Origin of the sequence: Actibacterium ureilyticum (assembly GCF_002285435.1) — a bacterium.
Lineage (GTDB): Bacteria > Pseudomonadota > Alphaproteobacteria > Rhodobacterales > Rhodobacteraceae > Actibacterium_C > Actibacterium_C ureilyticum.
In genome coordinates this window covers 175,390-196,074 of record NZ_NSBT01000020.1, presented here as the reverse complement: position 1 = coordinate 196,074, position 20,685 = coordinate 175,390, and the positions used below count along the sequence as shown (strand labels likewise).

Here is a 20,685-nt window from a genome sequence, read left to right as displayed (position 1 = left end):
ATCTGTCCTATTTCCGGCCGCTCTGGACCGACGTGTTGAGAAGGCCCATCAGCAGGCCGATAAAGACAAGCGGGGGGATCACAAGCACCACGGTCGCGGCGTTGATCACGCCCCAGGGGACCTCCTTGCCAAGCGACGTGATGGACGCGGCCACCACCGGAAGCGTGGCATTCTGCGCGGCCAGCGTCAGCGCCAGCAGCAGTTCGTTCCACACCAGCACGAAGGTGAACACGATGGCGCCGAACAGCGACGGCGCCGCCACCGGAAGAGAGAACCGCCAGAACACCTCGAACGGGGAACAGCCCTCCATCGCGGCGGCTTCCTCGATATCGCGCGGCACCCGTTCGAACGCCGGGACCGACAGCCAGATGACGGTGGAAATCGTGGTGATCAGATAGACCAGGATCAGCCCGAACAGCGTGTCATAGATCCCCAGATCCAGATAGATCACGATGAACGGGATCGCGATGGCCACCGGCGGCATGAACCGCAGCGACAGCACGAAGAACTGTACGTCATCGCCAAATCGCTGGGCGTGACGGGCCAGCGCGTGCGCCGCCGGAATGCCAAGCACCGCACCGATCAGCACCGAAACCGACACCACGACCCCCGAATGCAGCAGACCGTCACGGATCGTGGGGTTGCGCAGGATCGTCGCGAAGTTGTCCAGCGTCGGTTCGAACAGCAGTTTCGGTACCGGCGTGACGATGTCGCGCAACTCTTTGAACGCACCCAGAACGGTCCACAGGATCGGCCCCAGCGCGACCACGATCAAAAGCGCAAGCAGCCCGCGGGCCAGGGTGGCAGAGATTACGCGGCCCATTTTTTCCCCGCTTTCCAGATGACGGTAAAGGCGATGGTCGTGACGACCAGCAGCAGCAGCGACATGGCCGAGGCATAGGAAATCCGACCGCCCATGTTGATCCCCATCTGATAGGCGTACAGATCCAGCGTCTCGGTCGCCTTGCCCGGCCCGCCGCCGGTCATCACAAAGATCAGGTCGAACGACCGCAAGCTTTCCACCGCCTTCACCAGCGCCAGGCTGACCAGCGGCCCCTTGAGCATCGGCAAGGTGACATAGGCGTGGATTTCCCAGCGCCGCGCATTGTCCAGCATCGCGGCCTCGATCGGGTCGCGCGGCAGGGTTTCCATCAGCTTCAGCACGATGACCGTAAAGAACAGGCCCCATTGCCAGATATCGACCACGGCGACCGAAATCAGCGCCAGCGACGGGTCGGCCAGAAATTCGACCGGGCCGATCCCCACCAGCCCGCACAGGTAATTGATCACCCCCAGCGATGGCGAATACATGAACCGCCAGATGAACGCCGCCGCCACGCGCGGCAGCAGCACCGGCACCAGAAAGGCAAAGCAGATCACGTTGCGCCAAAGCGGCTTCTGCACGGTCTCGTAGATCAGCACCGACAACAGAACCGCCAGCCCCAGCGTACCGGTAACGGTGATCAGCTCCCACAGCGCCGAGATCTCGAGCGCGTTGAAGAACCGGCTGTCACGCAACAGGCGCAGAAAGTTATAGGCCCCCACGAATTCATATTCGGGGCTGCGAAGCGTCCGGTTCATCAGCGCGAACCAGATCGCCCCGGCGATCGACACCAGCGCCAGCGTGGCCAGGATCGAAATCGCGGGCACAAGGGCGAGCCGGACGAATATCTTGCGGGTCATGTCAAATCCTTGAAAGCTGCGCCGCACCGAACCGCCGCGCGGGGCGTTTTCGGTGCGGCGACTTCCGCTATTTCAGTTGGGCCAGGCTGTCTTCGGCAAAGAACGCGGCCTCGTCCAGCGCGCCCTGGATGTCGTCGCGCGTGCCGGAAAACACCTCTTCCAGCGCCAGGCCCAGGTTGTCGCCGATCTCGGGCCAGGCGGGGCTGGCCATGATCAACAGGCTGGTCTTCGGCCCGGTCTCCAGCAGCGCATCAATATATTCCTGCGGCACCAGCGCGGTGAACCCATCGCTTTGCAGGGTCGAAACCCGGCCGACATCCGAAGCGATGCCCGCCTCAATCCGCTTCTGTTCCATCTCTTTCGATGTGGCCCAGCCGACGAAATCGCCTGCGATGGCTTTCGTGCAATCTTCGGCCGCCCCGATTTTCGAGACCGCCCAACCATGCGCCCAGCCCGCCGAAGGCAGCGGCGCGGGCGGCGGGGCATAGCCGACCTTGCCGACGACGGACGACTTTTCAGGGTCTTCCATCCAGGGGCCGAACACGTCGCTTTCGATCAGGATGGCCACCTGGCCGCCGCGAAAGGCCTCGACCGAATCCGACCAGTTGAACGTGGCCACGCCCGGCGGAGCATAGTCCATCAGCTGGCTGTAAAGCGCGGTCGCCTCGACCCCTGCGTCGCTGTTGAACGCGGGTGCGTCACCGTCAAGCCATTCGCCGCCCTTGGCCCGGAAGAACGGCGTCCAGCGCCAGACATTCATCCCCGAGCCGCGCTGCCCACGCGCCGACCAGCCATGCGCGCCATTATCGGCACCATCGAGCGCCGCGATCGCGGCCACCATCTCGTCCAGCGTCTGTGGCACCGCGATACCCGCATCCTCCAGCAGGTCCTTGCGGTACATCATCACGTCGCCGCCCCCCACGAAGGGCGCAAAATACTGCGCGCCGTCCACCGTGGCCACGTTGCTTAGATCGGTACGGAAATCGGCGATGTCATAGGCTTCGGGCACCACATCGGCCAGCGGATAGACCCACCCCGCCGCGACATATTCGGCCAGGTTCGCCTCGTCGATATAGATCACCTGATAGGCGCCCGCGCCGGTCGACGCGTCCAGGCGCGACTTCGCGCGGCGCTCGTTCTCGCCCAGCATGGTGATCTTGACCTCGGTGTCCCATTTGTCGTTGAACTCGGCCAGATGGGCATCCAGCGCGGTGACGGCGGGCATGCCCTGGGCGATGACGTTCAACGTGTCCAGCGACCCCTTGCAGGCGTCCTGTGCATAAAGCGGCGACGCAAGTGCACAAATAGCACCGGTCAGGTAAAGTCTCTTGCGATCCATAGTTTCCTCCCTTGGATTGGTTCAGTCCCCGCGATCGGTTGCGGGCCGTGGCTCTGCCAGATCGGTCAACGCCGCATCAAGCGCGCGGAACCTGGCAAATCTTTCGTCGTAGAACGCCGCATGGGCCGGGTCGGGCGTGAACCGGCGGGCCACGCGGGTCATCTGCCCAACCGCCTGATGCAGGTCGGCATAGTCGCCCGCAGCCACGGCAGCACAGATCGCGGCGCCAAGCGCGCCAACCTCGGCTGCGTGCACGGCCTCGACCGGGCGCTGGCAGATATCGGCAAAGCTCTGGCACCAGACCGGCGATTTCGCGGCCCCGCCCGCCAGCCGGATCACCGGCGGAAAGTCCCGCCCCGCCAGCGCCACCGCGTCTTCGGCGTGCCGGCGCGCCTGAAAGGCGACACCTTCGAAGATCGCCCGCAGCATCGTCGACAGGTCGTCCGTCGCGCCCAGGTCGAAAAACCCGCCGCGCTTTGGCGCGGGCCCGAAAACATAGGGCAGGAATTGACAGCGTTGCGCCGCTATGGGCGCGTCGGCCACCAGCGCGTTGGCCTGGTCGAAATCCACGCGCCCGCCCAGCGCCTTGTCCAGATACCAGCTCAGGTTCGCCGCCGAACACGGGCTGCCCTCGGCCACAAGCCGGTTGTCCGCGCCGCCGTAAAGCATGTTCAGGATCGGATAGCTGTCGCCCGCGGTGCCCGTGGCCTCGATCGAGTTGATCGACCAGGTGCCGGCGATCATCGTGAAGACATCCGCGCCGAAGGCCCCGGCGCCCAGCGCGCAGGCCGCCACATCCATCATCGATCCCGCAACCGGCAACCCGGCGGGCAACCCCGTCAGCTCTGCGGCGCTGGCGCTGACCCGGCCCGCGACGCTGTCGCTGGGCACGATCGCAGGCAGCCTTTGGGCATGGGCGTCAAGATCCAGCATGGCCAGCGCTTCATGGGCATAGACACCCGCGTCCAGATCCATGAGACCGCCGCCGCTGGCATCGGTGGGATCGGTCAGCGCCGCGCCGGTCAGAAGGAACCGGATCGCATCCTTGCACGCCAGAACCCAGCGGGTACGTGCCATGACCTCGGGCTCGGCCCGGGCCAGATAGGCGAACATCATCACCGATTGCCCGCCCCACAACCGATGGCCGGTGATCCGCGACACGCGGTCGGCAATGCCGCTGCGCGTCAGATCGTCGACCAGCGGCTGCGCGCGATGGTCGACCGACACGATCCCGTTGCGGGTGCCCCGGCCGTCCGCATCAACCAAGAACAGACCGTTGCCGAACCCCGTGCAGGCCAGCGCAGCGATGTCATGATCCGCGCAATCGGCCACGATCTGGCGCAGCGCCGCGACGGTGCCCGCCCAGAACGGCGCCAGCGCGCGTTCGACCCGGCCATCGCCCAGATGCTGTGTTTCGACATTGGCGGCGCGGGCGGCCACCTGGTTGCCGCGCAGATCAAAGGCCACGACCTTGACCGCCGTGCCGCCCGCATCGATCGCAATGATCACCCGCTTGGTCATGCGGCCCCCTCAAGCGTGCTGGCGCGCAACCCGCCCAGACGCGGATCGCGCAGCGCGGCGTCGCATTCGGCACGGATCGCGGCCGCATCGCGCCCGGTTTCCGCCTGCAGGATCTGTGCGACATCCGCGACCGCACGCGGCGACAGCCCCGCCCCAAAGGTCAGCCGGGATCGCCGCAGCACGATATCTTCGACATGGAGCGCACCGCGACGCCGGATGGCGTGGATCACCTCGCCCCGGCTCAGATCCGGCGCATCCGCGATGGGCCGCGCGCCCGCGTCCATGCAAAATGGCGCCACATCCCGCGCCAGCGCGCCGAAGCGGTCGATCAGACGGTCTGCCAGGGCCGCGTCGATGCCTTGGGCGGTCAGCTCTGCGCGCGCAATCGCGCCCGCACCGGGATAGGTCCGGTCAACCGTCGACACCTGCCGCGCGACACCCAGCAGCGCCAGCGCACGATCCGCGGCCTCTTCGCCAAAGGCGCGAAAGGTCGTCCATTTCCCACCGACCAGCGACAGGACAGGCGCGTCCAGCCCGTCGAACCTGTCTTCCTCAAGCGCGTGATCGCGCGCCGCGCTGGTGGCCGAGCTGTCGCCCGGCCCGCGCCGCAACGGCCGAATCCCCGTGGTGACCGAAACGATATGCTGCCGCTTGACCGTGATATCGGTAAACAGCCCGTCAATCGCGGCCAGCAGATACGCGATTTCGTCACCGGAAACGGCCAGGTCGCCGGGCTCTGCGGTTTCGACCTCTGTCGTGCCGACCAGCACATTGCCGCCCACCGGCAGGGTGATGACCATCCGGCCCGTTCCGTCATCGAAATAGAACGCGCGCCCATCCATGCGCGCCAGAAGCTCCGGATGATCCAGCACCAGATGCGCGCCCTTGACCCCGCGCAGGTATTGCGTGCGCCCGCCCAGCTGCGCATTCACCGCGTCGATCCAGGCGCCCGTGGCATTGACGATCACCCGGGGGCGCAGGGTGAAGCTGGCGCCCGACACCGGATCGGTGAGCTCAAGGGCATCGCCCGCGCGTTGCCAGCGCACATGGTTCAGCGCAAAGACCTGCGGACCCTGGGCCAAAGCCTCGTCCAGCATTTCGAACACCAGCCCCTCGGGCTGCGTGATCTGCCCATCGTAATAGGACACGACCGCGCGCGTATCCGGACCCAGCCCTTTCGGAAAACCCGCCCGCCGCAGCACCGCGCGATGCGGCGGCAGCGGATGCGTGCGCCGGCCCAAGGCCTCATAGACGCGCAGCGCACCCTCCAGCGCGGCCAGCGACAGCGGCCCGCTGCGGCGCGAGATCCCCAGGAACCGGGCGACCGACCGACCAAACCCGGCCACCAGATGACGGATCGGCACGGTGATCTGCAACGGCTTCACGATATGCCCGGCATTCGCGATCAGGCGATTCCGCTCGCGCGCGGATTCCGCGACCAGCCGGAACTCGCGCCCTTCCAGATAGCGCAAGCCGCCATGCGCCATGCGGCTGGACGCGCTGCTCGCCCCGGCGCAGAAATCCCCGGTATCGATTAGCGCGCAGGACACGCCGTTCAACGCCAGTTCGCGCAAGGTCGCCACCCCGTTGACGCCACCGCCAAGGATCACGACATCGGGCTGCCCCGGCGCACCCGCCAAAGCGATGTTGTCCTCCCTGAAACGCGGCATGTGCCCCCCCCGCAATGCGTTTTGTTTGCCAGTCTTCCTTGCGCAGCAGATAAACAGCATGATTTACTTTTGTAAAGTATGTTTATCATTATTAAAATAAAGTCGTATCCGCATTCGCGCGGGGTGTCGTCAACAGCCGGACCAATGGTAAGCCGCACAGATGATCGTACGACCGCCCGCAGCGCCGTTGTCTTGCGGCGCAACCTGTTCTAGGCTTTGCGGGTGAAGGTTGTTCGCCGCATAGGTTCGATGCTGATGGTCGCGGTCCTGGCCCTTGTGCTTGGGCTTGGAACGGTGGCGCACACGATGCCGCCGGGCTGTTTCGGCGCCCCTTGCGACGACCACGCGACGGGGCCTGCGGCCCACCAGCACGCGGATGACACCACCCATCAGGGAACGGATGGCCCGTCACATGACGGCTGCAATCCCTTCATGTGTCATGTCATGGCGCTGGTCATCGCGCCGCATCACGTCGATCTGCGGCCATCCGGCATCGTGCTGGGCTGGCAGGTGGCGCATCTGTCGACCTCGCAACATCCAGACAGTCCCGACAGACCCCCCAACCGCTAGGCCGGACACCGGCGCCGTGCGCTTGCCGCACGACCGCCCGAACGGCTGCGCGCCCGGCGCGGCCATCCCTGCTACCCAAGGTTAGGACAGATCCATGACCCCCAAATTCCTGCTGCTTGGCGCGGGTGCGGTGGCGGCGATTGCCGCAATCGCCCTTTTGCGCCCCGCCCCGCCCGACGCCGCCCCGCCGCAAACCCCACCGGCGCCCGGCGCGATGGTGGCGGTCAGCCTGCCGCCGATCACCGGCGATGCCGCGATCGGCCAGCGCATCTTCGATACGGCCTGTGCCACCTGCCACGGCCCCAACGGGGCGGGCAACGAAGGCGCCGGGCCGCCGCTGATCCATGTTATCTATGAGCCCGGCCATCACGCGGACGAATCCTTTCAGCGCGCGGTTGCGATGGGGGTGCAAAGCCATCACTGGCGGTTTGGCGACATGCCCCCGGTCGGCGGGTTGACCCGTGGCGATGTGGCCATGGTGATTGCCTATATCCGCGCGATCCAGCGCGCCAACGGAATTGACTGAGGAACAAACCGATGAAGACATTTGCCATGATCGCCCTGCTAAGCGCGCTTGCCACTGGTGCATCCGCCCATTCGCGGGTCGACACCACCACCCCCGCCGATGGCGCGACGCTGGCCGCCGCCCCGGCAGAGATCGCCCTGAACTTCGCCGATGACATCCGGCTGACGCGGGTGGACCTGACCCATGCGGACCAATCGGCGGTGCAGCTGGATCTGGGGGCGCAAAAGGCATTCGGCCGCGCCTTTACCCTGCCGCTGGGGGTCGACGGGCCGGGCGCCTATCGCATCGAATGGCGCGGGCTGGGACAGGACGGCCACGCGATGCAGGGCGCGTTCAGCTTCACGGTGGAATGATCATGCCCGATCTCTGGGGCGTTGCCGCGATCCTGTCGAAGCTGCTGCTTTATGCGGGCGTCACCGGCGCGACGGGGCTGGTGATGATCCGCCTGACCTTTGCCGATCTTGTCCGGCCGCTGGCCCGCGCCATGCGGCGGCAGGCGCAGGCCCTGGCCGGGCTGGCGCTGGGGGCCGCGGCCTTGGGCTTCATGCTGCGCGGTGCGGCGCTGACCGGGGGCGCCGGCGGCATGACCGACCCCGAGATGCTGGGCCTGTTGTGGCAGACCCCGGTGGGCGACGCGCTGGCCCTGCGCGTTGCGGGCGCGGCCGTGATGATCGCCGGGCTGTGCCTGCCCCGCGCGGGGCAGTGGGTTGCGCTGGCCGGGGGGCTGCTGGCGCTGTGGTCCTTTACCCGGATCGGGCATATCCCCGAGCTGGATCAAAACGGCCTGCGCCTGTTGCTGCTGCTGCACCTGCTGGGGATCGCGTTCTGGATCGGGGCGCTTGGCCCGCTGCGCGCGCTGGCGCTGCGGGGCGCCGATCTGTCCCGCGCGGCAGAGCTGGGCCACCGGTTCGGGCGGGCGGCGGCGGTCATCGTGCCGGTGCTGATCATGGCCGGGGCGGTCATGGCCTGGCTGCTGCTGGGGGATCTGCGCGCGCTGGTGGCCACGGGGTATGGCCAGGCGCTGCTGAAGCTGGCGCTGGTCGGGGCGGTGCTGGGCCTGGCCGCCGCGAACAAGCTGCGCTTTGTTCCCGCGATGCAGGCCGGCGATGGCCGCGCCGCACGCCATCTGGCGCGCTCTATCGAGGTTGAAACCATCGTCATGGTGCTGGTGCTTGCGGCGACCGCAACGCTGACCAGCGTCATGACCCTGCCGAATTGAGGTATCCGATGCACAGACGAGATTTCCTGATCACCGCCGCCGCCGCCGCGCTGGCACCGCGCCTTGGCGCCGCGGCCACCCCGATCCAGCTGGTCGCGCAGCCCGTCCGCGCGCAGATCCTGCCAATGGACGAACCCGCGACCCCGATGCTGGGGTTCAACGGCACCACGCCCGGACCGCTACTGCGCGTGATGCAGGGGGCCGAGCTGGATCTGCGTTTCGCCAACCGGATCGACGACGGCTCAGCGGTGCATTGGCACGGGCTGCGGATCGACAACGCGATGGATGGCGTGCCGGGGCTGACCCAGGACATGGTCGCGCCGGGGGGCGACTTCACCTATCGCTTTCGCGCGCCCGATGCGGGGACCTTCTGGTACCACTCGCATAACCGGTCCTGGGAACAGGTGGCGCGCGGGCTTTACGGCCCGCTGATCGTCGACGAGCCGTCGCCGCCCGATGTGGATCACGATCTGGTCGTGATGATCGACGACTGGCGCCTGACCGAGGATGGCGCGCTGGCGGGCGGGTATGACAACATGCACGACCAGGCCCATCAGGGGCGGCTGGGCAATTTCGCCCGCGCGCTGATCACGCCCGAAACCCCCGTGCAGCAGGGCGACCGGCTGCGCCTGCGGCTGATCAATGTGGCCACCGACCGGGTGTTCCCGGTCGATCTGGACGGGATCGTGGGCCAGGTCGTCGCGCTGGATGGCATGCCGCTGGCCACGCCACAGGCGCCGACCGGGCTGGTTCTGGCCCCGGCGCAGCGGGTGGATATCATCGCCGATGTGACCGCGACCGACCGGGTGACCGTCACCTTCCCCACCCGCGACGGTCCGTACGAGCTGGGCGCGATTGCGGTCAGCGGCACCAACACCGCGCGGCAGCCGTCCGACATCCCGCTGCTGCCGCCCAACGATATCGCCACGCTCGACATGGACAGCGCGCTGTCCCTGACCCTGAGGATGGAGGGCGGTGCGATGAGCCCACGGATGATGTCACAATCGGGGATCTGGGCGTTCAACGGGCAATCGGGGATGACCGACACACCCTTTCACAGCTTCGAACGCGGCCAGACCGCGCGCATCCGGCTGGTGAACGACACGCGTTTTGCGCATGGCATCCACCTGCATGGCCACCATTTCGTCGAGCTTGACGCCGATGGCAGCCCGGGCGCGCTGCGCGACACGACGCTTGTCGATCCCGGCACCACGCGCGAGATCGCCTGCGTCTTCGACAACCCCGGCAAGTGGCTGCTCCATTGCCACATGCTGGGCCATCAGGCGGCGGGCATGAAAACCTGGGTCGCGGTCACCTGACGCGACCCGGGGGGGTTGCCGCAATCACTCCATCGGTTCAAGGCCGCTGATGGCGTACATGCCTTCGTGATCCTGACCCAGCATCATCAGAACCTTGTCGCCGGGTTCCAGCCCGTCGGGCAGGTTTGCGCCCGCCATCATTGGCAGGTCCATCGTCATCGCGGGCCAGCCGATTTCCTTGATCGGGCCATGGCTGACATTCAGGGTGCCGTCGCCGATGGCATTCAGCGTGGCTTCGGCATGGATCATGTCCTCGGCCATCGGCATGGCGGAATGGTCCATGTTGGAATGGTCCATCTGCGCCATCGCCGCGGGGGCCGCGCACAGCGCCATCAGGGTGGTGGTTGCAAGGATCTTACGCATTGGGGTGTCCTCCAGTTACATGCGTTGGGATGGGTTATTCGGCCGGGACGGGTGCCGCCCCGGCAGTCACACCGGTGTCGGACAGCGCGCGATTGGTGCGCGCCAGCGTGATCCGCTTCCAGATCACGAACAGCGCCGGAATGACGAACAGCGTCAGCAACGTGGCCGTTGCCATGCCGCCGATCATCGGGGCGGCGATGCGGCTCATGATCTCGGACCCGGTGGCGGTGCCGTACATGATGGGGATCAGCCCGGCAAAGATCGTGGCCACGGTCATCACCTTGGGCCTCACCCGCAACAGCGCGCCTTCGAAGACCGCCTGTTCGATATCGGCACGGGTCAGCGCATCGCCCCGCGCGGCCGCGTTCTTGACCCGCTTGGCCCAGGCCAGGTTCAGGTAAAGCAGCATGACGATCGCGGTTTCGACTGCCACACCGGCAAGCGCGATAAAGCCCACCAGAACGGCGACCGACAGATCGAAGCCCAGATACCAGATCAGCCAGACCCCGCCCGACAGCGCCACCGGCAGCGCAGCCAGGATCATCGCCACCTCGGTCATCCGGCGGAACGCCATGAACAGCATCAGCGTGATCGTCAGCAGCGTGGCCGGCGCCACCAGCACCAGCCGGTCGCGGACCCGTTCGATATATTCGTACTGGCCCGACCAGGCGATGGAATAGCCCGGCGGCAAGGTCAGTTCGCGCTGCACCGTGGCGCGGGCTTCGGCCACATAGCCACCCAGATCGCGCCCGGCGATGTCGATGAAGACAAACCCGGTGCGGCGGGCGTTCTCGGACCGGATCATGCCCGGCCCGTCGACCACCGAAATCTGCGTGACCGCCCCCAGCGGCACATGCGCGCCCGATGGCGTAACAACGGGCAGGTCGCGCAGCGCCTCGGGGCTGTTGCGCCAATCCTGCGGATAGCGCAGGTTGATCGGATAGCGTTCCAGCCCCTCGACGCTTTCGGAAACCTGCAGCCCGCCGATGGCGGTCTGGACCACCTGCTGGACATCCGCGACCGACAGGCCATAGCGCCCCGCCGCATTTCGATCCACGTCAACCTCGACAAAGCGCCCGCCAACGGGCCGCTCGGCATAGGCCGAGGCCGTGCCCGCGATCCCGCCGACGATGCTTTCGATCTGGACGCCGACTTCTTCGATCACCGACAGATCGGCGCCGGTGATCTTGACCCCGACCGGGGTCTTGATGCCGGTGGCCAGCATGTCGATGCGGTTCTTGATCGGCTGGATCCAGACATTGGTCACACCCGGCACCTGTACGATCCGGTCCAGTTCGTCGCGGATCTTTTCCATTGTCATGCCGGGGCGCCAGTCCCCTTCGGGTTTCAGCTGGATTGTGGTTTCGATCATGGTCAGCGGCGCGGGATCGGTCGCGGTGTCGGCCCGGCCCAGCTTGCCGTGCACGGTCTCGACCTCGGGGATCGTGCGGATCAGCCGGTCGGTCTGTTGCAGCACCTCGCGCGCCTTGCCGATCGACACGCCGGGATAAAGCGATGGCATGTACAGGAAGTCGCCCTCTTTCAGCTCGGGCATGAATTCCGTCCCGATCCGCTGCATCGGCCACCACATCGACCCGACCACGGCAATGGCCAGAAGCGACGTGGCCCACGGCCAGGCGACCGCCGCATCCAGAAACGGGCGATAGGCCCAGATGCACAGCCGGTTCAGCGGATTGCGGCTTTCGGCCAGGATGCGCCCGCGCACGAACCAGCCCATCAGCACCGGCACCAGCGTGATCGACAGGATACAGGCCGCCGCCATCGCATAGGTCTTGGTGAAGGCAAGCGGCTTGAACATCCGCCCCTCCTGGCTTTCCAGCACAAAGACGGGCAGGAAGCTGACCGCGATGATCGCCAGCGAATAGAACAGCGCGGGTCCGACCTCGGAACAGGTTTCGGCCACGATCCGCCAGCGGTTCTCGGGCGTCAGCTTCTCGTGCTCCAGCCGCCTGTGCATCGCTTCGATCATCACGATGGCCGCGTCGACCATGGCCCCGATGGCTATGGCGATACCGCCCAGCGACATGATGTTGGCATTCACCCCCTGCAACCGCATCACCACCAGCGCCGCCGCAATCCCCAGCGGCAGCGACAGCACGATCACCAGCGACGAGCGCATGTGCAGCAGGAACGCGCCGCAGACCAGCACGACGACGATGAATTCCTCGGTCAGCTTGTGCTTCAGGTTGTCGATCGCGCGTTCGATCACGCCTGACCGGTCATAGGTTGTCACGATCTCGACCCCTTCGGGCAGCGACGGGCGCAGCTCGTCCAGCCGGGCCTCGACCGCCTGGATCGTCGCCAGCGCATTGCCGCCCCAGCGCATGATCACCACGCCGCCGGTCGCGTCGCCCTGGCCGTCGAATTCGCCGACGCCGCGGCGCATCTCGGGACCCATGCGCAGCTCGGCCACGTCCCCCAGGGTCAGCGCCGCACCGCGGTCGTTGACCTTTAGCGGCGCATCGGCCAGGTCCTGCAGGCCGGTGACATAGCCGGTGGCGCGCACCATGTACTCGGCCTCGGCCATCTCGATCACGCTGCCGCCGGATTCGCGGTTCGCGGTCTGGATCGCATCGCGCACCTGGCTCAGCGTCAGGTCATAGGCCCGCAGCTTTTCGGGATCGATCACCACCTGATATTGCCGCACCATGCCGCCGATCGTTGCGACCTCGGACACGCCGTCGATGGTCTGCAGCTCGTATTTCAGGAACCAGTCCTGCAGGCTGCGCAGCTGGGCAATGTCGTGCCGGCCGCTGCGGTCGATCAGCGCATATTGATAGATCCAGCCGACGCCCGTTGCATCGGGACCCAGTTCCGGCGTTACCCCTTCGGGCAGGCGGGCGGCGATCTGGCCCAGATATTCCTGCACCCGCGAACGCGCCCAGTACAGATCGGTGCGGTCCTCGAACACGACATAGACATAGCTGTCGCCAAAGAACGAGAATCCGCGCACATCCACCGCCGCCGGGACCGCCAGCATGGCGGTGGCCAGGGGATAGGTGACCTGATCCTCGATCACCTGCGGGGCCTGGCCGGGATAGGGCGTGCGCACGATCACCTGAACCTCGGACAGGTCCGGGATAGCGTCGACCGGGGTGGTACGCAGCGCCCAGATGCCCGATGCCCCCAGCACGATGGCCAGCAGGATGACGATGAAGCGGTTCGCGATCGACCAGCGGATGACAGCCCCGATCATTGGCCCAGCTCCGCCGGGTTCACAGCCGCTTCGACACCGACCAGTTCCAGCGACATGTCCGCGCGCTGGATGAATTCAAGCGCGACCTCGCGGCCGACGGGCAGCGTCGCGGGGTCAAGCCCGGAGGTCAGCGGGAAATCCATCGTCATGCCCGGCATCCCAATGGCACGCATCGGGCCATGGGTGATGGTGGCCGATCCGGTTTGCGGATCGATGCTGTCGATGACACCCGACGCCGCGATCCGCCGCGCGTCTTCGGCGGGCGGGGTGAAAGACGCCAGGCTCAGGGTCATGTCCGCCCCCTGCTCAAAGGTCAGCGGCATGTCCGTGTCCAGCGGAAGGGTTGCGGGATCCAGCCCCGGCGCAAGCGCGAAATCCATCGTCATCGCGGGCATCCCGATGGCCTTGAGCGGGCCATGCGCGATGGTGGCCATGCCGGTTTCCGGCTTCAGCGCGGTGATCTTTCCCGTCGCCTCAATCAGGCGCGGCGCGGCGGGTGCGGCGGCGTCTGCGTTGTCGGTGGCGGGGTCGGTTCCCGCCGCGCGCACCGCCATGATGGCGAACATCCCGTCATCGTCGCGGGTCAGGTCGAATTCCACCGGAACGTCCAGCGGCACATCCCGCGCGTCGACGCCGATCAGCGTCATGTCCATGGTCATCGCACCCCAGCCCAGTTCCGGGATCGGTTCATGCGTCAGGGTCAGGCGCCCGTCGGCGGTGACGCCCTGTGCGACCCCCTGCCCTGTCGCGGCGACACCGTCATCGCCGGTCATCGCCCCGATCCACAGCTGGCCATCGGCACCCCGGTGCAGCATGACCGCCACCCCATCCCCGGGCGCAACATTGTTCAGCGCAACCGTGCGGGCCACGGTGAAACGGGTCTGCATCGCTGGCCAATCCAGATCGGCGACGGGCTCATGCGCGATCACCAAAGCGCTTGCATCGGGGTCGACCGAAACGACCTCGCCCCGGGCCTTGACCGGGGCAAGTTCGGTGGGCGCCATGCGCATCATGCCCGCGTTCAGCGTGCTTTCGCTGTCGATCAGGAACTGGGCCGAGGCGACGACCTCTTCCCCCGGCGACAGGCCCTGGATCACCTCGGTCCGGCCACCGGCCCCGAACCCGTCACGCAGACCCGTGGTCACCAGGCGCGGACGAAACTGTCCCTCGCCGGTCTTCAGCATGATCCGCTCGGCCCGGCCGGTGCGGATCACAGCCTCGGACGGGACGGTCACCGCCATTCGCGGATCGGACCCTTCCAGCGTGACCGAGCTGAACATGCCCGGGCGCAATTGCCCGTCGGCATTGTCGAATACCAGCCGCACCGGAAGCGTACGCGTCCGCATGTCAAGCTCGGGATAGATATAATCGATCCGCCCGGTGAAACGAACGCCCGGCAGATGTTCGAACCGGGCGGTTGCCTGCATGTCCGGGCTCAGGCGGCCCAGATCGCGTTCGAATACGTCTGCGATGACCCATATGCGGGCCGGGTCGGTCAGGGTCAGCGCGCGGATATCGGGCTTCAGGTACATGCCCTCGGCGGCTTCGAACGCCACCACGATCCCGTCCTGCGGGGCATAGACGGCAACGGTGCGCTCTGGCTGGCGGCTGCGGGCGATGCGTTCGATCTGGCGATCCTCCAGCCCGATGCTGCGCAGCCGGTTCTTGGCAATGTCGACGATACGCGTGCCAGGCTCGGATTCGAGCGCGCGCACCAGCTCGGCCGTTGCCGCGCCGACCTCGGGCGAGAACAGCTCGAACAGCAGATCGCCCTTGGCCACGCGGTCGCCCACGGCGCGCACCTCCAGCCGTTCGATCCACCCCTCGACCCGGGTGTGGATATGGGCGGTGCGGTGTTCGTTCCATTCGGCGAAACCGACGGTGCGGATCTGAGGCGCGATTTCTTCCAGGCTGGCCAGGGCGGTGCGCACGCCGATGGCGTTGATCTCGGCCGCGTCCAGCTGGACCTCGGCCGGGTCGCCGGCGGGTTCGCCCCCCTCATAGACCGGGATCAGATCCATCCCCATGGGTGATTTGCCCGGACCATCGCGGCGGAAATTCGGATCCATCGGCGCGACCCAGTACAGTATCCCGGGGCCATCGCCCCCCGCATCCGCCGTTTTCGTCAGGTGGAACCGTTCCAGCGCGACGCCGCCACCGATTCCCGCGCCCAGTGCCAGCAGGGCCAGGGCCAGATATCGTCCTTGCATGAAAACCTCATGTGCCTTTCGGAAGGTCGCAGCGCGACCGAACAGGCCCGGACCGCACGGGTCCCGGGGCCGCTTATCCTGTCAGGCGCGCCACCCTTGCGAGCGGCACCGCCATCAGGCCGTCAGGCGAGGAGGGTGTTCTATCGTCGCGTGCTGGCGCATGGGCGCGATCCGCGCGGCCGTAGGCGCAAGCGGCATGGCAATGACACGCAGCGCGCGGCGCATCACCACCGGATCAAGGCACGCGCCGCCACAGCAGATCTTGCTGCCGCAGCCGGAAAATTCATGCCCGTCATGGGGATTGTGACCTGCATCGTCCTGTTCCGCCGTCATCTGGCGATGCATCGCCGCATGGTCATTCCCCGACATGTGGTCGGCATGGGATGCGGCCGCGTCCATGCCCGGCGCGGGCGCAACCATGGCCTGAAGCGGCAGCGACTGCACCCCGATCACAAGGATCATCGCCAGCGCGAGGTTTCCTTGCCGGGCAAGCAACAGGAAAAACTGATGGGTCAGCCTTTTCATGCGCCCCAAAATGACGCAGCCGCGCAAAAATGCAACCGCCACGATCCCGCAGCGGCCTGTCGCACGATGACAATTGCGCGAGCGGCGCCATGGCTTCTTGGAACCACCCATATCTCTTGATGGACAGATCGGGCGCATACACTCAAACTGGAAGCCGCTGGTTACGCGCAATCCATACCGGTCCCGCAAACAGCCGGAAACGGCACAGGAGTTCCGATTGAAACTAGGCATTATTCAGCTCTCTGCCGCACGGGATACGCCCGAGCGCATTGTCGCCCTGATGGAGGCCGCCATTTCCGAAAGCACGGCACAGGATGTCGATCTGGTCGTTTTCCCCGAGCTTACACTGCCCGGCTACAACGTTCCCGAACGCCACCAGCGCGACGCACAATCAACAGATGGCCTCTGGATGACGCGCATCGCTGGCATGGCGCGGGAATATCGATGCGCCATTGCCTTGGGCTGGGCCGAGCGCGCTGATGACACAGTATATAATTCGGCCACTGTGGTCGCCCGCACAGGCGATGTCGTGGCGCATTACCGCAAGCGCCAACTGTTCGGTGCGATGGAACACGAGAGCTTTGCGCATGGCACAGCCCCTGCACCGATCTTTGAAATTGCCGGGCGCAAATGCGGCCTGTTAATTTGCTATGAGATCGAGTTCCCTGAATATGCCCGGGACCTTGCCCGCCGCGGTGCAGAGGTCGTGATCGTGCCGACCGCGAACCCAAAGGGGTACGAACATGTTCAGGACGTGCTGATCCCGGCGCGCGCCTGCGAAAACCGCCAGTTTGTGGCCTATGCCAATTACTGTGGCGAGCAGGCGGGATTGGAATTCTCGGGCCTGTCACTCGTCGCGGGACCCGACGGCAAGCCGCTGGCCCGGGCGGGTTGCGAGCCGACAGCGCTTTATGTCCAATTGCCAGAGCTCGCCGACTATCCGGCGCAATCCCTGTCGACGCAGCTGGCAGATCTCAGGCAACTTGCGGCACGATCAGACGTGCCGCATCTATGATGGAAAAAACCGGGCGTCCGGTCGCCTGTCGGATCGCCGCGGCATAGGGGGGCAGGTTCCCGCATTCCAGAACGATCGCCGCGATTTCGGGGCTGCCCCGGACCAGGTCAAGTGCCGCGCCAACAACCCCCGCCGCCATCTTTTCGTGATCGAATGTGTCGGGTTGCCGGTCTTTGGGGCTTAGAAACGTATCGGCGAACAAGGTGTGCCGCTCCAGCCCGCCGATGCGCACTTGGTCATAGGACACGCCGGCGGCGCGGATGGCGCCATATCCAAGGGATTGCGCCGATGCGGTCAGCACACCAATGGGCGCGTTGCCCATCATCTGGCGCACCATTGGCAACAGGCAAAGTCCCGACAGGCAGACCGGCACCGCCAACCCGCGGGCGATGTCTTTTTGAACCGATATCAGAAATCCGCAGGTCGAGGTCACAAGGCAGGCGCCATCCGCAACCAGATCCTCGGCCGACTGCCGGAACGCGGTGACCAGTTCCGGTGCGGGGCGCCCGCGCCGCACGATCTGTGGGCTGCCCGCCCCGGCGACAACCCGAATGCGCGCCGGGATGTGATAGCTTTCGGGATGCCCCGCGTCTCCCTTGATCCGGGGAAACTGTGTATCCAGGCTGAGAACTCCGATAAAGGGCGACATGGCTAGCGGCTCCTTTGAATGAAAGAGAAAAGCGCCGGCGTCGCATAGATCGGCGCCTGCATCAGCGCGACAAAAAGTGTAAGGTCGGGATCGAATGGAACCGAGGCCAGAAAAACGGAAAGATTGCGGTTCCCGAAGACATAGCCCAGCGTCGCCGATCGCAGCGGGGAGGTGAAGAAGCCCGCCGCCTGACGCACCAGAAGGTTGCCCAAAAGATTCAGGGTCAAGGCAAGGCACAGCAACGCAAGCGCAAGATGCGGAGCGGCGACAACCGCCGCCTTCGCGCCCGATATCAGCGGGAACAGAAAAGCGATCATGGCAAGCGCTGCCAAGCCGTTCAGCGTATCGACATGGCGCGCGACCCTCGCCGGGCCCAAGCCGATCTGAATCAGAACCCCAAGCGCAACGCCACCCAACAGCATGCCAAAGACGCGCAGCGCAATCGCGATGCCCGAAACATCAAGATCCAGCCCCGATAGGGACAGCGCCAGAGGCATCAGAACCGGCGCGCAGATTGTCCCCAAAACAGACACTCGCAAGGCCACCGCGTAGTCATAGCCAAGGATCAGGCATATATTGGGAGCCGAGCTTAACGGTGGGGCCGCAAAGAACGCTGCGACAAAGATCAGCTGATCGGATGTCGCGCCGAACAACTGCCCCACGGATACCGCGAAACGCGTGGCGACAACCTGTGCAAGGATAACCCACAGCAGCGCGAACACTGCCTGCCGCGTATTGAACAGGCTTTTCAGCCTGCGCCGGTCAATTGGCTGACGCGCAACCCCAAGTGCGGTCACCAGTATGACCAGGGGCGGCAGCAACGGCCGCAAAGTCTCGGCAGAGACCGGCAGGAACGGCACGGTCGCGAACCCAACCAGCAGGAGGGCCGAAGCATGCCGCCCCGCCCAGGCCACGAAGTTCATTGTGCTGCCTGGACCGTATCGGGCAGCCAGGTCACCAGCCCGGGGAAGATCACCAGAATTGCAACCATCAACACCATGATCAGAAACATCGGCAAGGCGGTACGCGCGATATATCCCATATCGTGGCGCGTCATGCCCTGAAGAACGAACAGGTTGAACCCGACCGGCGGCGTGATCTGGGCCATCTCGACGACAACCACGATAAAGATCCCAAACCACAACAGATCGATCCCCGCCGCACGGACCATCGGCTCGATGATCGCCATCGTCAGAACGACCGCCGAAATCCCGTCAAGGAACATGCCGATGATGATATAGAACACGGTGAGCGCGGCGATCAGCGCCACCGGCGAAAGCCCCAGATCCGCGATAAGCCCGGCAAGCGTCCGTGGAACACCGGTAAAGCCCATGGCAAGGGTCAGAAAGCTGGCCCCCATCAGGATCAGCGCAATCATGGCCGACGTGCGGGTCGCGCCGAACAGGCTGTCCAGAAAGGCGCGGCGGCTCAACGATCCCTGAAATCCCGCAAGCACCAGCGCACCGATCACCCCAAAGGCCGCCGCCTCGGTCGCGGTTGCCAGGCCCAGATACATCGACCCGATCACTATCAGGATCAGCACAATCACCGGGATCAACAGGACCGAGGCCCGCAGCCTGGCCGCAAGGGTCATGCGCGGTTCGGGCTGCGGGGCCTGATCCTTGCGCAGAACCGACCAGCCCGCGATATAGGCCATGAAAAGCCCCGCAAGAACCAGCCCCGGGATAACCCCGGCCATGAACAGGCTGGTGATGCTTTGCTGAACGGTCACCCCATACACGATCAGCGTCAGCGACGGCGGGATCATCAGCCCCAGCGTGGCCGCGCCGGCCAGGGTTCCGACAATCATGAACTCGGGATATCCGCGTTTGCGCAGCTCGGGAATCGACATCTTGCCGACCGTCGTCAGCGTCGCAGCGGAAGAGCCGGACACGGCGGCGAACACGGTGCAGCCCACCACATTGGTATGCAGCAGCCCCCCAGGAAACCGCGACAACCACGGCGCCAGACCTTTGAACATGTCCTCGGACAGGCGTGTACGATACAGAATCTCGCCCATCCAAATGAACAGCGGCAAAGAGGTCAGCGTCCAGCTGGACGCGGACGACCAGATCGTGATGCTCATGGAACTGCCGGGATTGCGGGACGTAAAACCGATCGTCCCCATATAGGCCACGCCGATCAGCGCCAGCCCCACCCAAAGCCCGGTTCCCAGCAGAAAGAACAGGACAAACAGGAAAACGCCGATCTTCAGGCCAACGGCATCGCGATCGAACCCGGTCATCAGATGGATCGCGGCATAGATCGCCAGTCCGCAGCCCGCTGCGAACAGCAACCGCCATTTCGGCGCGCTCAGGGCGTCGCGCAGGATCGGCTTGCGCGGCCCGTCGACGCCGTAGCTCTCGGAAAACAGAATCCCCGCCAGACTGTCGAGCAGCGCAATGGCAAACAGCACAGCGCCAACCGCCATGAAAATCTGCGGAATCCACAGCGGCGTTCCGTCCTGCCCTTGGGAAATATCGTTGATCTTGTGGCTTAGAATCGGTGTCTGGAACGCGTACCATGCAAGAAAAAGCGCCACGATGCTGCCCGCACTATAACACCAGATTTCCGCCGCACGCCGAAACCGCGTTGTGCGTTCAACCAGCATGCTAACCCGAATATGGTCGTTGTGCCGGAACGTATCGGCTAATGCCAGGAAGGAAGCCGCCGCCATAGCATAGCCCGCGTAGTTCGCCCCGCCCGGAAACAGAATGCCAAGCCAGCGGGTCACCATCTGCGCCACAACAAGACACAGGATCGCGACCAGTGAAAGCGCGGCACCGGCCCCGGAAAGCGCATAGAGACTGTCGATCAGGCGGCGCATGCGGGCCCCTCCTTGTCGGTTCGCATCACGAT

The 20,685-nt window shown here is 65.6% G+C and carries 18 protein-coding genes and 1 pseudogene; 6 read left to right on the top strand and 13 right to left on the bottom strand.

Features of this window, described 5'->3' with window-relative positions; genetic code table 11:
* Positions 1 to 7 precede the first annotated feature (7 nt).
* From CLM60_RS05620 to CLM60_RS05600, 5 genes are all read right to left on the bottom strand, one after another.
* Complete coding sequence (locus CLM60_RS05620) at positions 8 to 823, bottom strand: carbohydrate ABC transporter permease (RefSeq protein WP_095588181.1); 816 nt, start codon at positions 821 to 823, stop codon at positions 8 to 10.
* Positions 811 to 1,683 (bottom strand): carbohydrate ABC transporter permease, encoded by an 873-nt coding sequence (locus CLM60_RS05615; protein ID WP_095588241.1) that lies wholly within the window; start codon positions 1,681 to 1,683, stop codon positions 811 to 813. Before CLM60_RS05615 ends, CLM60_RS05620 begins: the two co-directional genes overlap by 13 nt.
* Positions 1,684 to 1,750: 67 nt before the next feature.
* On the bottom strand, positions 1,751 to 3,022 hold the full coding sequence (locus tag CLM60_RS05610) for an extracellular solute-binding protein (protein WP_095588180.1): 1,272 nt from the start codon (positions 3,020 to 3,022) through the stop codon (positions 1,751 to 1,753).
* A gap of 21 nt (positions 3,023 to 3,043) precedes the next feature.
* Positions 3,044 to 4,543, bottom strand: a complete 1,500-nt coding sequence (locus CLM60_RS05605) for an FGGY-family carbohydrate kinase (protein ID WP_095588179.1) — start codon at positions 4,541 to 4,543, stop codon at positions 3,044 to 3,046.
* A complete protein-coding gene (locus CLM60_RS05600; RefSeq protein WP_095588178.1) occupies positions 4,540 to 6,213 on the bottom strand; it encodes a glycerol-3-phosphate dehydrogenase/oxidase in 1,674 nt (557 codons plus the stop codon). The genes CLM60_RS05605 and CLM60_RS05600 overlap by 4 nt, the downstream gene beginning before the upstream one ends.
* Positions 6,214 to 6,462: 249 nt before the next feature.
* On the opposite strand from CLM60_RS05600, the gene CLM60_RS05595 reads away from it, so the two are divergent.
* The 5 genes from CLM60_RS05595 (at position 6,463) to CLM60_RS05575 (ending at position 9,847) form a co-directional block, all read left to right on the top strand.
* Positions 6,463 to 6,783 (top strand): hypothetical protein, encoded by a 321-nt coding sequence (locus tag CLM60_RS05595; RefSeq protein WP_095588177.1) that lies wholly within the window; start codon positions 6,463 to 6,465, stop codon positions 6,781 to 6,783.
* Positions 6,784 to 6,877: 94 nt separating this feature from the next.
* Positions 6,878 to 7,309 carry a c-type cytochrome gene (locus CLM60_RS05590; protein WP_095588176.1) on the top strand — a complete coding sequence of 144 codons (432 nt, stop codon included), beginning with the start codon at positions 6,878 to 6,880 and terminating at the stop codon, positions 7,307 to 7,309.
* Positions 7,310 to 7,320: 11 nt separating this feature from the next.
* Positions 7,321 to 7,662: a copper resistance CopC family protein gene (locus CLM60_RS05585; protein WP_095588175.1), complete on the top strand. Its 342-nt coding sequence runs from the start codon at positions 7,321 to 7,323 to the stop codon at positions 7,660 to 7,662.
* 2 nt (positions 7,663 to 7,664) lie between these two features.
* Positions 7,665 to 8,528 (top strand): copper resistance D family protein, encoded by an 864-nt coding sequence (locus CLM60_RS05580; protein ID WP_095588174.1) that lies wholly within the window; start codon positions 7,665 to 7,667, stop codon positions 8,526 to 8,528.
* 8 nt (positions 8,529 to 8,536) lie between these two features.
* Positions 8,537 to 9,847 carry a multicopper oxidase family protein gene (locus CLM60_RS05575; protein ID WP_095588173.1) on the top strand — a complete coding sequence of 437 codons (1,311 nt, stop codon included), beginning with the start codon at positions 8,537 to 8,539 and terminating at the stop codon, positions 9,845 to 9,847.
* A gap of 24 nt (positions 9,848 to 9,871) precedes the next feature.
* Here the strand turns inward: CLM60_RS05575 and CLM60_RS05570 are convergent, their stop codons facing one another.
* The 4 genes from CLM60_RS05570 to CLM60_RS20845 all read right to left on the bottom strand — a co-directional run bounded on the left by CLM60_RS05570 (position 9,872) and on the right by CLM60_RS20845 (position 16,333).
* The gene (locus CLM60_RS05570) at positions 9,872 to 10,210 is read right to left on the bottom strand and encodes a copper-binding protein (RefSeq protein ID WP_095588172.1); all 339 of its coding nucleotides are present in this window, start codon (positions 10,208 to 10,210) and stop codon (positions 9,872 to 9,874) included.
* 34 nt (positions 10,211 to 10,244) lie between these two features.
* Positions 10,245 to 13,427 carry an efflux RND transporter permease subunit gene (locus tag CLM60_RS05565; RefSeq protein ID WP_095588171.1) on the bottom strand — a complete coding sequence of 1,061 codons (3,183 nt, stop codon included), beginning with the start codon at positions 13,425 to 13,427 and terminating at the stop codon, positions 10,245 to 10,247.
* The gene (locus CLM60_RS05560) at positions 13,424 to 15,637 is read right to left on the bottom strand and encodes an efflux RND transporter periplasmic adaptor subunit (RefSeq protein ID WP_095588170.1); all 2,214 of its coding nucleotides are present in this window, start codon (positions 15,635 to 15,637) and stop codon (positions 13,424 to 13,426) included. Before CLM60_RS05560 ends, CLM60_RS05565 begins: the two co-directional genes overlap by 4 nt.
* Before the next feature lie 114 nt (positions 15,638 to 15,751).
* Positions 15,752 to 16,333 (bottom strand): hypothetical protein, encoded by a 582-nt coding sequence (locus CLM60_RS20845; protein ID WP_176473801.1) that lies wholly within the window; start codon positions 16,331 to 16,333, stop codon positions 15,752 to 15,754.
* A 46-nt stretch (positions 16,334 to 16,379) separates the two neighbouring features.
* On the opposite strand from CLM60_RS20845, the gene CLM60_RS05550 reads away from it, so the two are divergent.
* Complete coding sequence (locus CLM60_RS05550; protein WP_176473800.1) at positions 16,380 to 17,177, top strand: carbon-nitrogen hydrolase family protein; 798 nt, start codon at positions 16,380 to 16,382, stop codon at positions 17,175 to 17,177.
* On the opposite strand, the gene CLM60_RS05545 is transcribed toward CLM60_RS05550, so the two are convergent.
* The 4 genes and pseudogenes from CLM60_RS05545 to CLM60_RS21170 form a co-directional block, all read right to left on the bottom strand.
* Entirely contained in the window at positions 17,137 to 17,826 is a 690-nt protein-coding gene (locus CLM60_RS05545) for an aspartate/glutamate racemase family protein (RefSeq protein ID WP_095588167.1), read from the bottom strand. The two genes, CLM60_RS05550 and CLM60_RS05545, sit on opposite strands and share 41 nt — an antisense overlap.
* Before the next feature lie 2 nt (positions 17,827 to 17,828).
* Positions 17,829 to 18,749, bottom strand: coding sequence for a hypothetical protein (locus CLM60_RS05540; protein ID WP_095588166.1), 921 nt, complete (start codon positions 18,747 to 18,749; stop codon positions 17,829 to 17,831).
* Complete coding sequence (locus CLM60_RS05535) at positions 18,746 to 20,071, bottom strand: TRAP transporter large permease (RefSeq protein ID WP_245848261.1); 1,326 nt, start codon at positions 20,069 to 20,071, stop codon at positions 18,746 to 18,748. The genes CLM60_RS05540 and CLM60_RS05535 overlap by 4 nt, the downstream gene beginning before the upstream one ends.
* A 144-nt stretch (positions 20,072 to 20,215) precedes the next feature.
* A pseudogene (locus tag CLM60_RS21170) lies at positions 20,216 to 20,653 on the bottom strand (TRAP transporter small permease); the annotation flags it as partial.
* Between the last annotated feature and the right edge of the window lie 32 nt (positions 20,654 to 20,685).

Bases quoted from the DNA above. Each gene is read 5' to 3' on its own strand.
- CLM60_RS05535 (WP_245848261.1), bottom strand. From the start codon at position 20,071: ATGACCGGGTTCGATCGCGATGCCGTTGGCCTGAAGATCGGCGTTTTC.
- CLM60_RS05590 (WP_095588176.1), top strand. From the start codon at position 6,878: ATGACCCCCAAATTCCTGCTGCTTGGCGCGGGTGCGGTGGCGGCGATT.
- CLM60_RS05585 (WP_095588175.1), top strand. From the start codon at position 7,321: ATGAAGACATTTGCCATGATCGCCCTGCTAAGCGCGCTTGCCACTGGT.
- CLM60_RS05565 (WP_095588171.1), bottom strand. From the start codon at position 13,427: ATGATCGGGGCTGTCATCCGCTGGTCGATCGCGAACCGCTTCATCGTC.
- CLM60_RS05540 (WP_095588166.1), bottom strand. From the start codon at position 18,749: ATGAACTTCGTGGCCTGGGCGGGGCGGCATGCTTCGGCCCTCCTGCTG.
- CLM60_RS05600 (WP_095588178.1), bottom strand. From the start codon at position 6,213: ATGCCGCGTTTCAGGGAGGACAACATCGCTTTGGCGGGTGCGCCGGGG.
- CLM60_RS05610 (WP_095588180.1), bottom strand. From the start codon at position 3,022: ATGGATCGCAAGAGACTTTACCTGACCGGTGCTATTTGTGCACTTGCG.
- CLM60_RS05605 (WP_095588179.1), bottom strand. From the start codon at position 4,543: ATGACCAAGCGGGTGATCATTGCGATCGATGCGGGCGGCACGGCGGTC.
- CLM60_RS05620 (WP_095588181.1), bottom strand. From the start codon at position 823: ATGGGCCGCGTAATCTCTGCCACCCTGGCCCGCGGGCTGCTTGCGCTT.
- CLM60_RS05580 (WP_095588174.1), top strand. From the start codon at position 7,665: ATGCCCGATCTCTGGGGCGTTGCCGCGATCCTGTCGAAGCTGCTGCTT.
- CLM60_RS05560 (WP_095588170.1), bottom strand. From the start codon at position 15,637: ATGCAAGGACGATATCTGGCCCTGGCCCTGCTGGCACTGGGCGCGGGA.
- CLM60_RS05545 (WP_095588167.1), bottom strand. From the start codon at position 17,826: ATGTCGCCCTTTATCGGAGTTCTCAGCCTGGATACACAGTTTCCCCGG.
- CLM60_RS05570 (WP_095588172.1), bottom strand. From the start codon at position 10,210: ATGCGTAAGATCCTTGCAACCACCACCCTGATGGCGCTGTGCGCGGCC.
- CLM60_RS05575 (WP_095588173.1), top strand. From the start codon at position 8,537: ATGCACAGACGAGATTTCCTGATCACCGCCGCCGCCGCCGCGCTGGCA.
- CLM60_RS05595 (WP_095588177.1), top strand. From the start codon at position 6,463: ATGCTGATGGTCGCGGTCCTGGCCCTTGTGCTTGGGCTTGGAACGGTG.
- CLM60_RS05615 (WP_095588241.1), bottom strand. From the start codon at position 1,683: ATGACCCGCAAGATATTCGTCCGGCTCGCCCTTGTGCCCGCGATTTCG.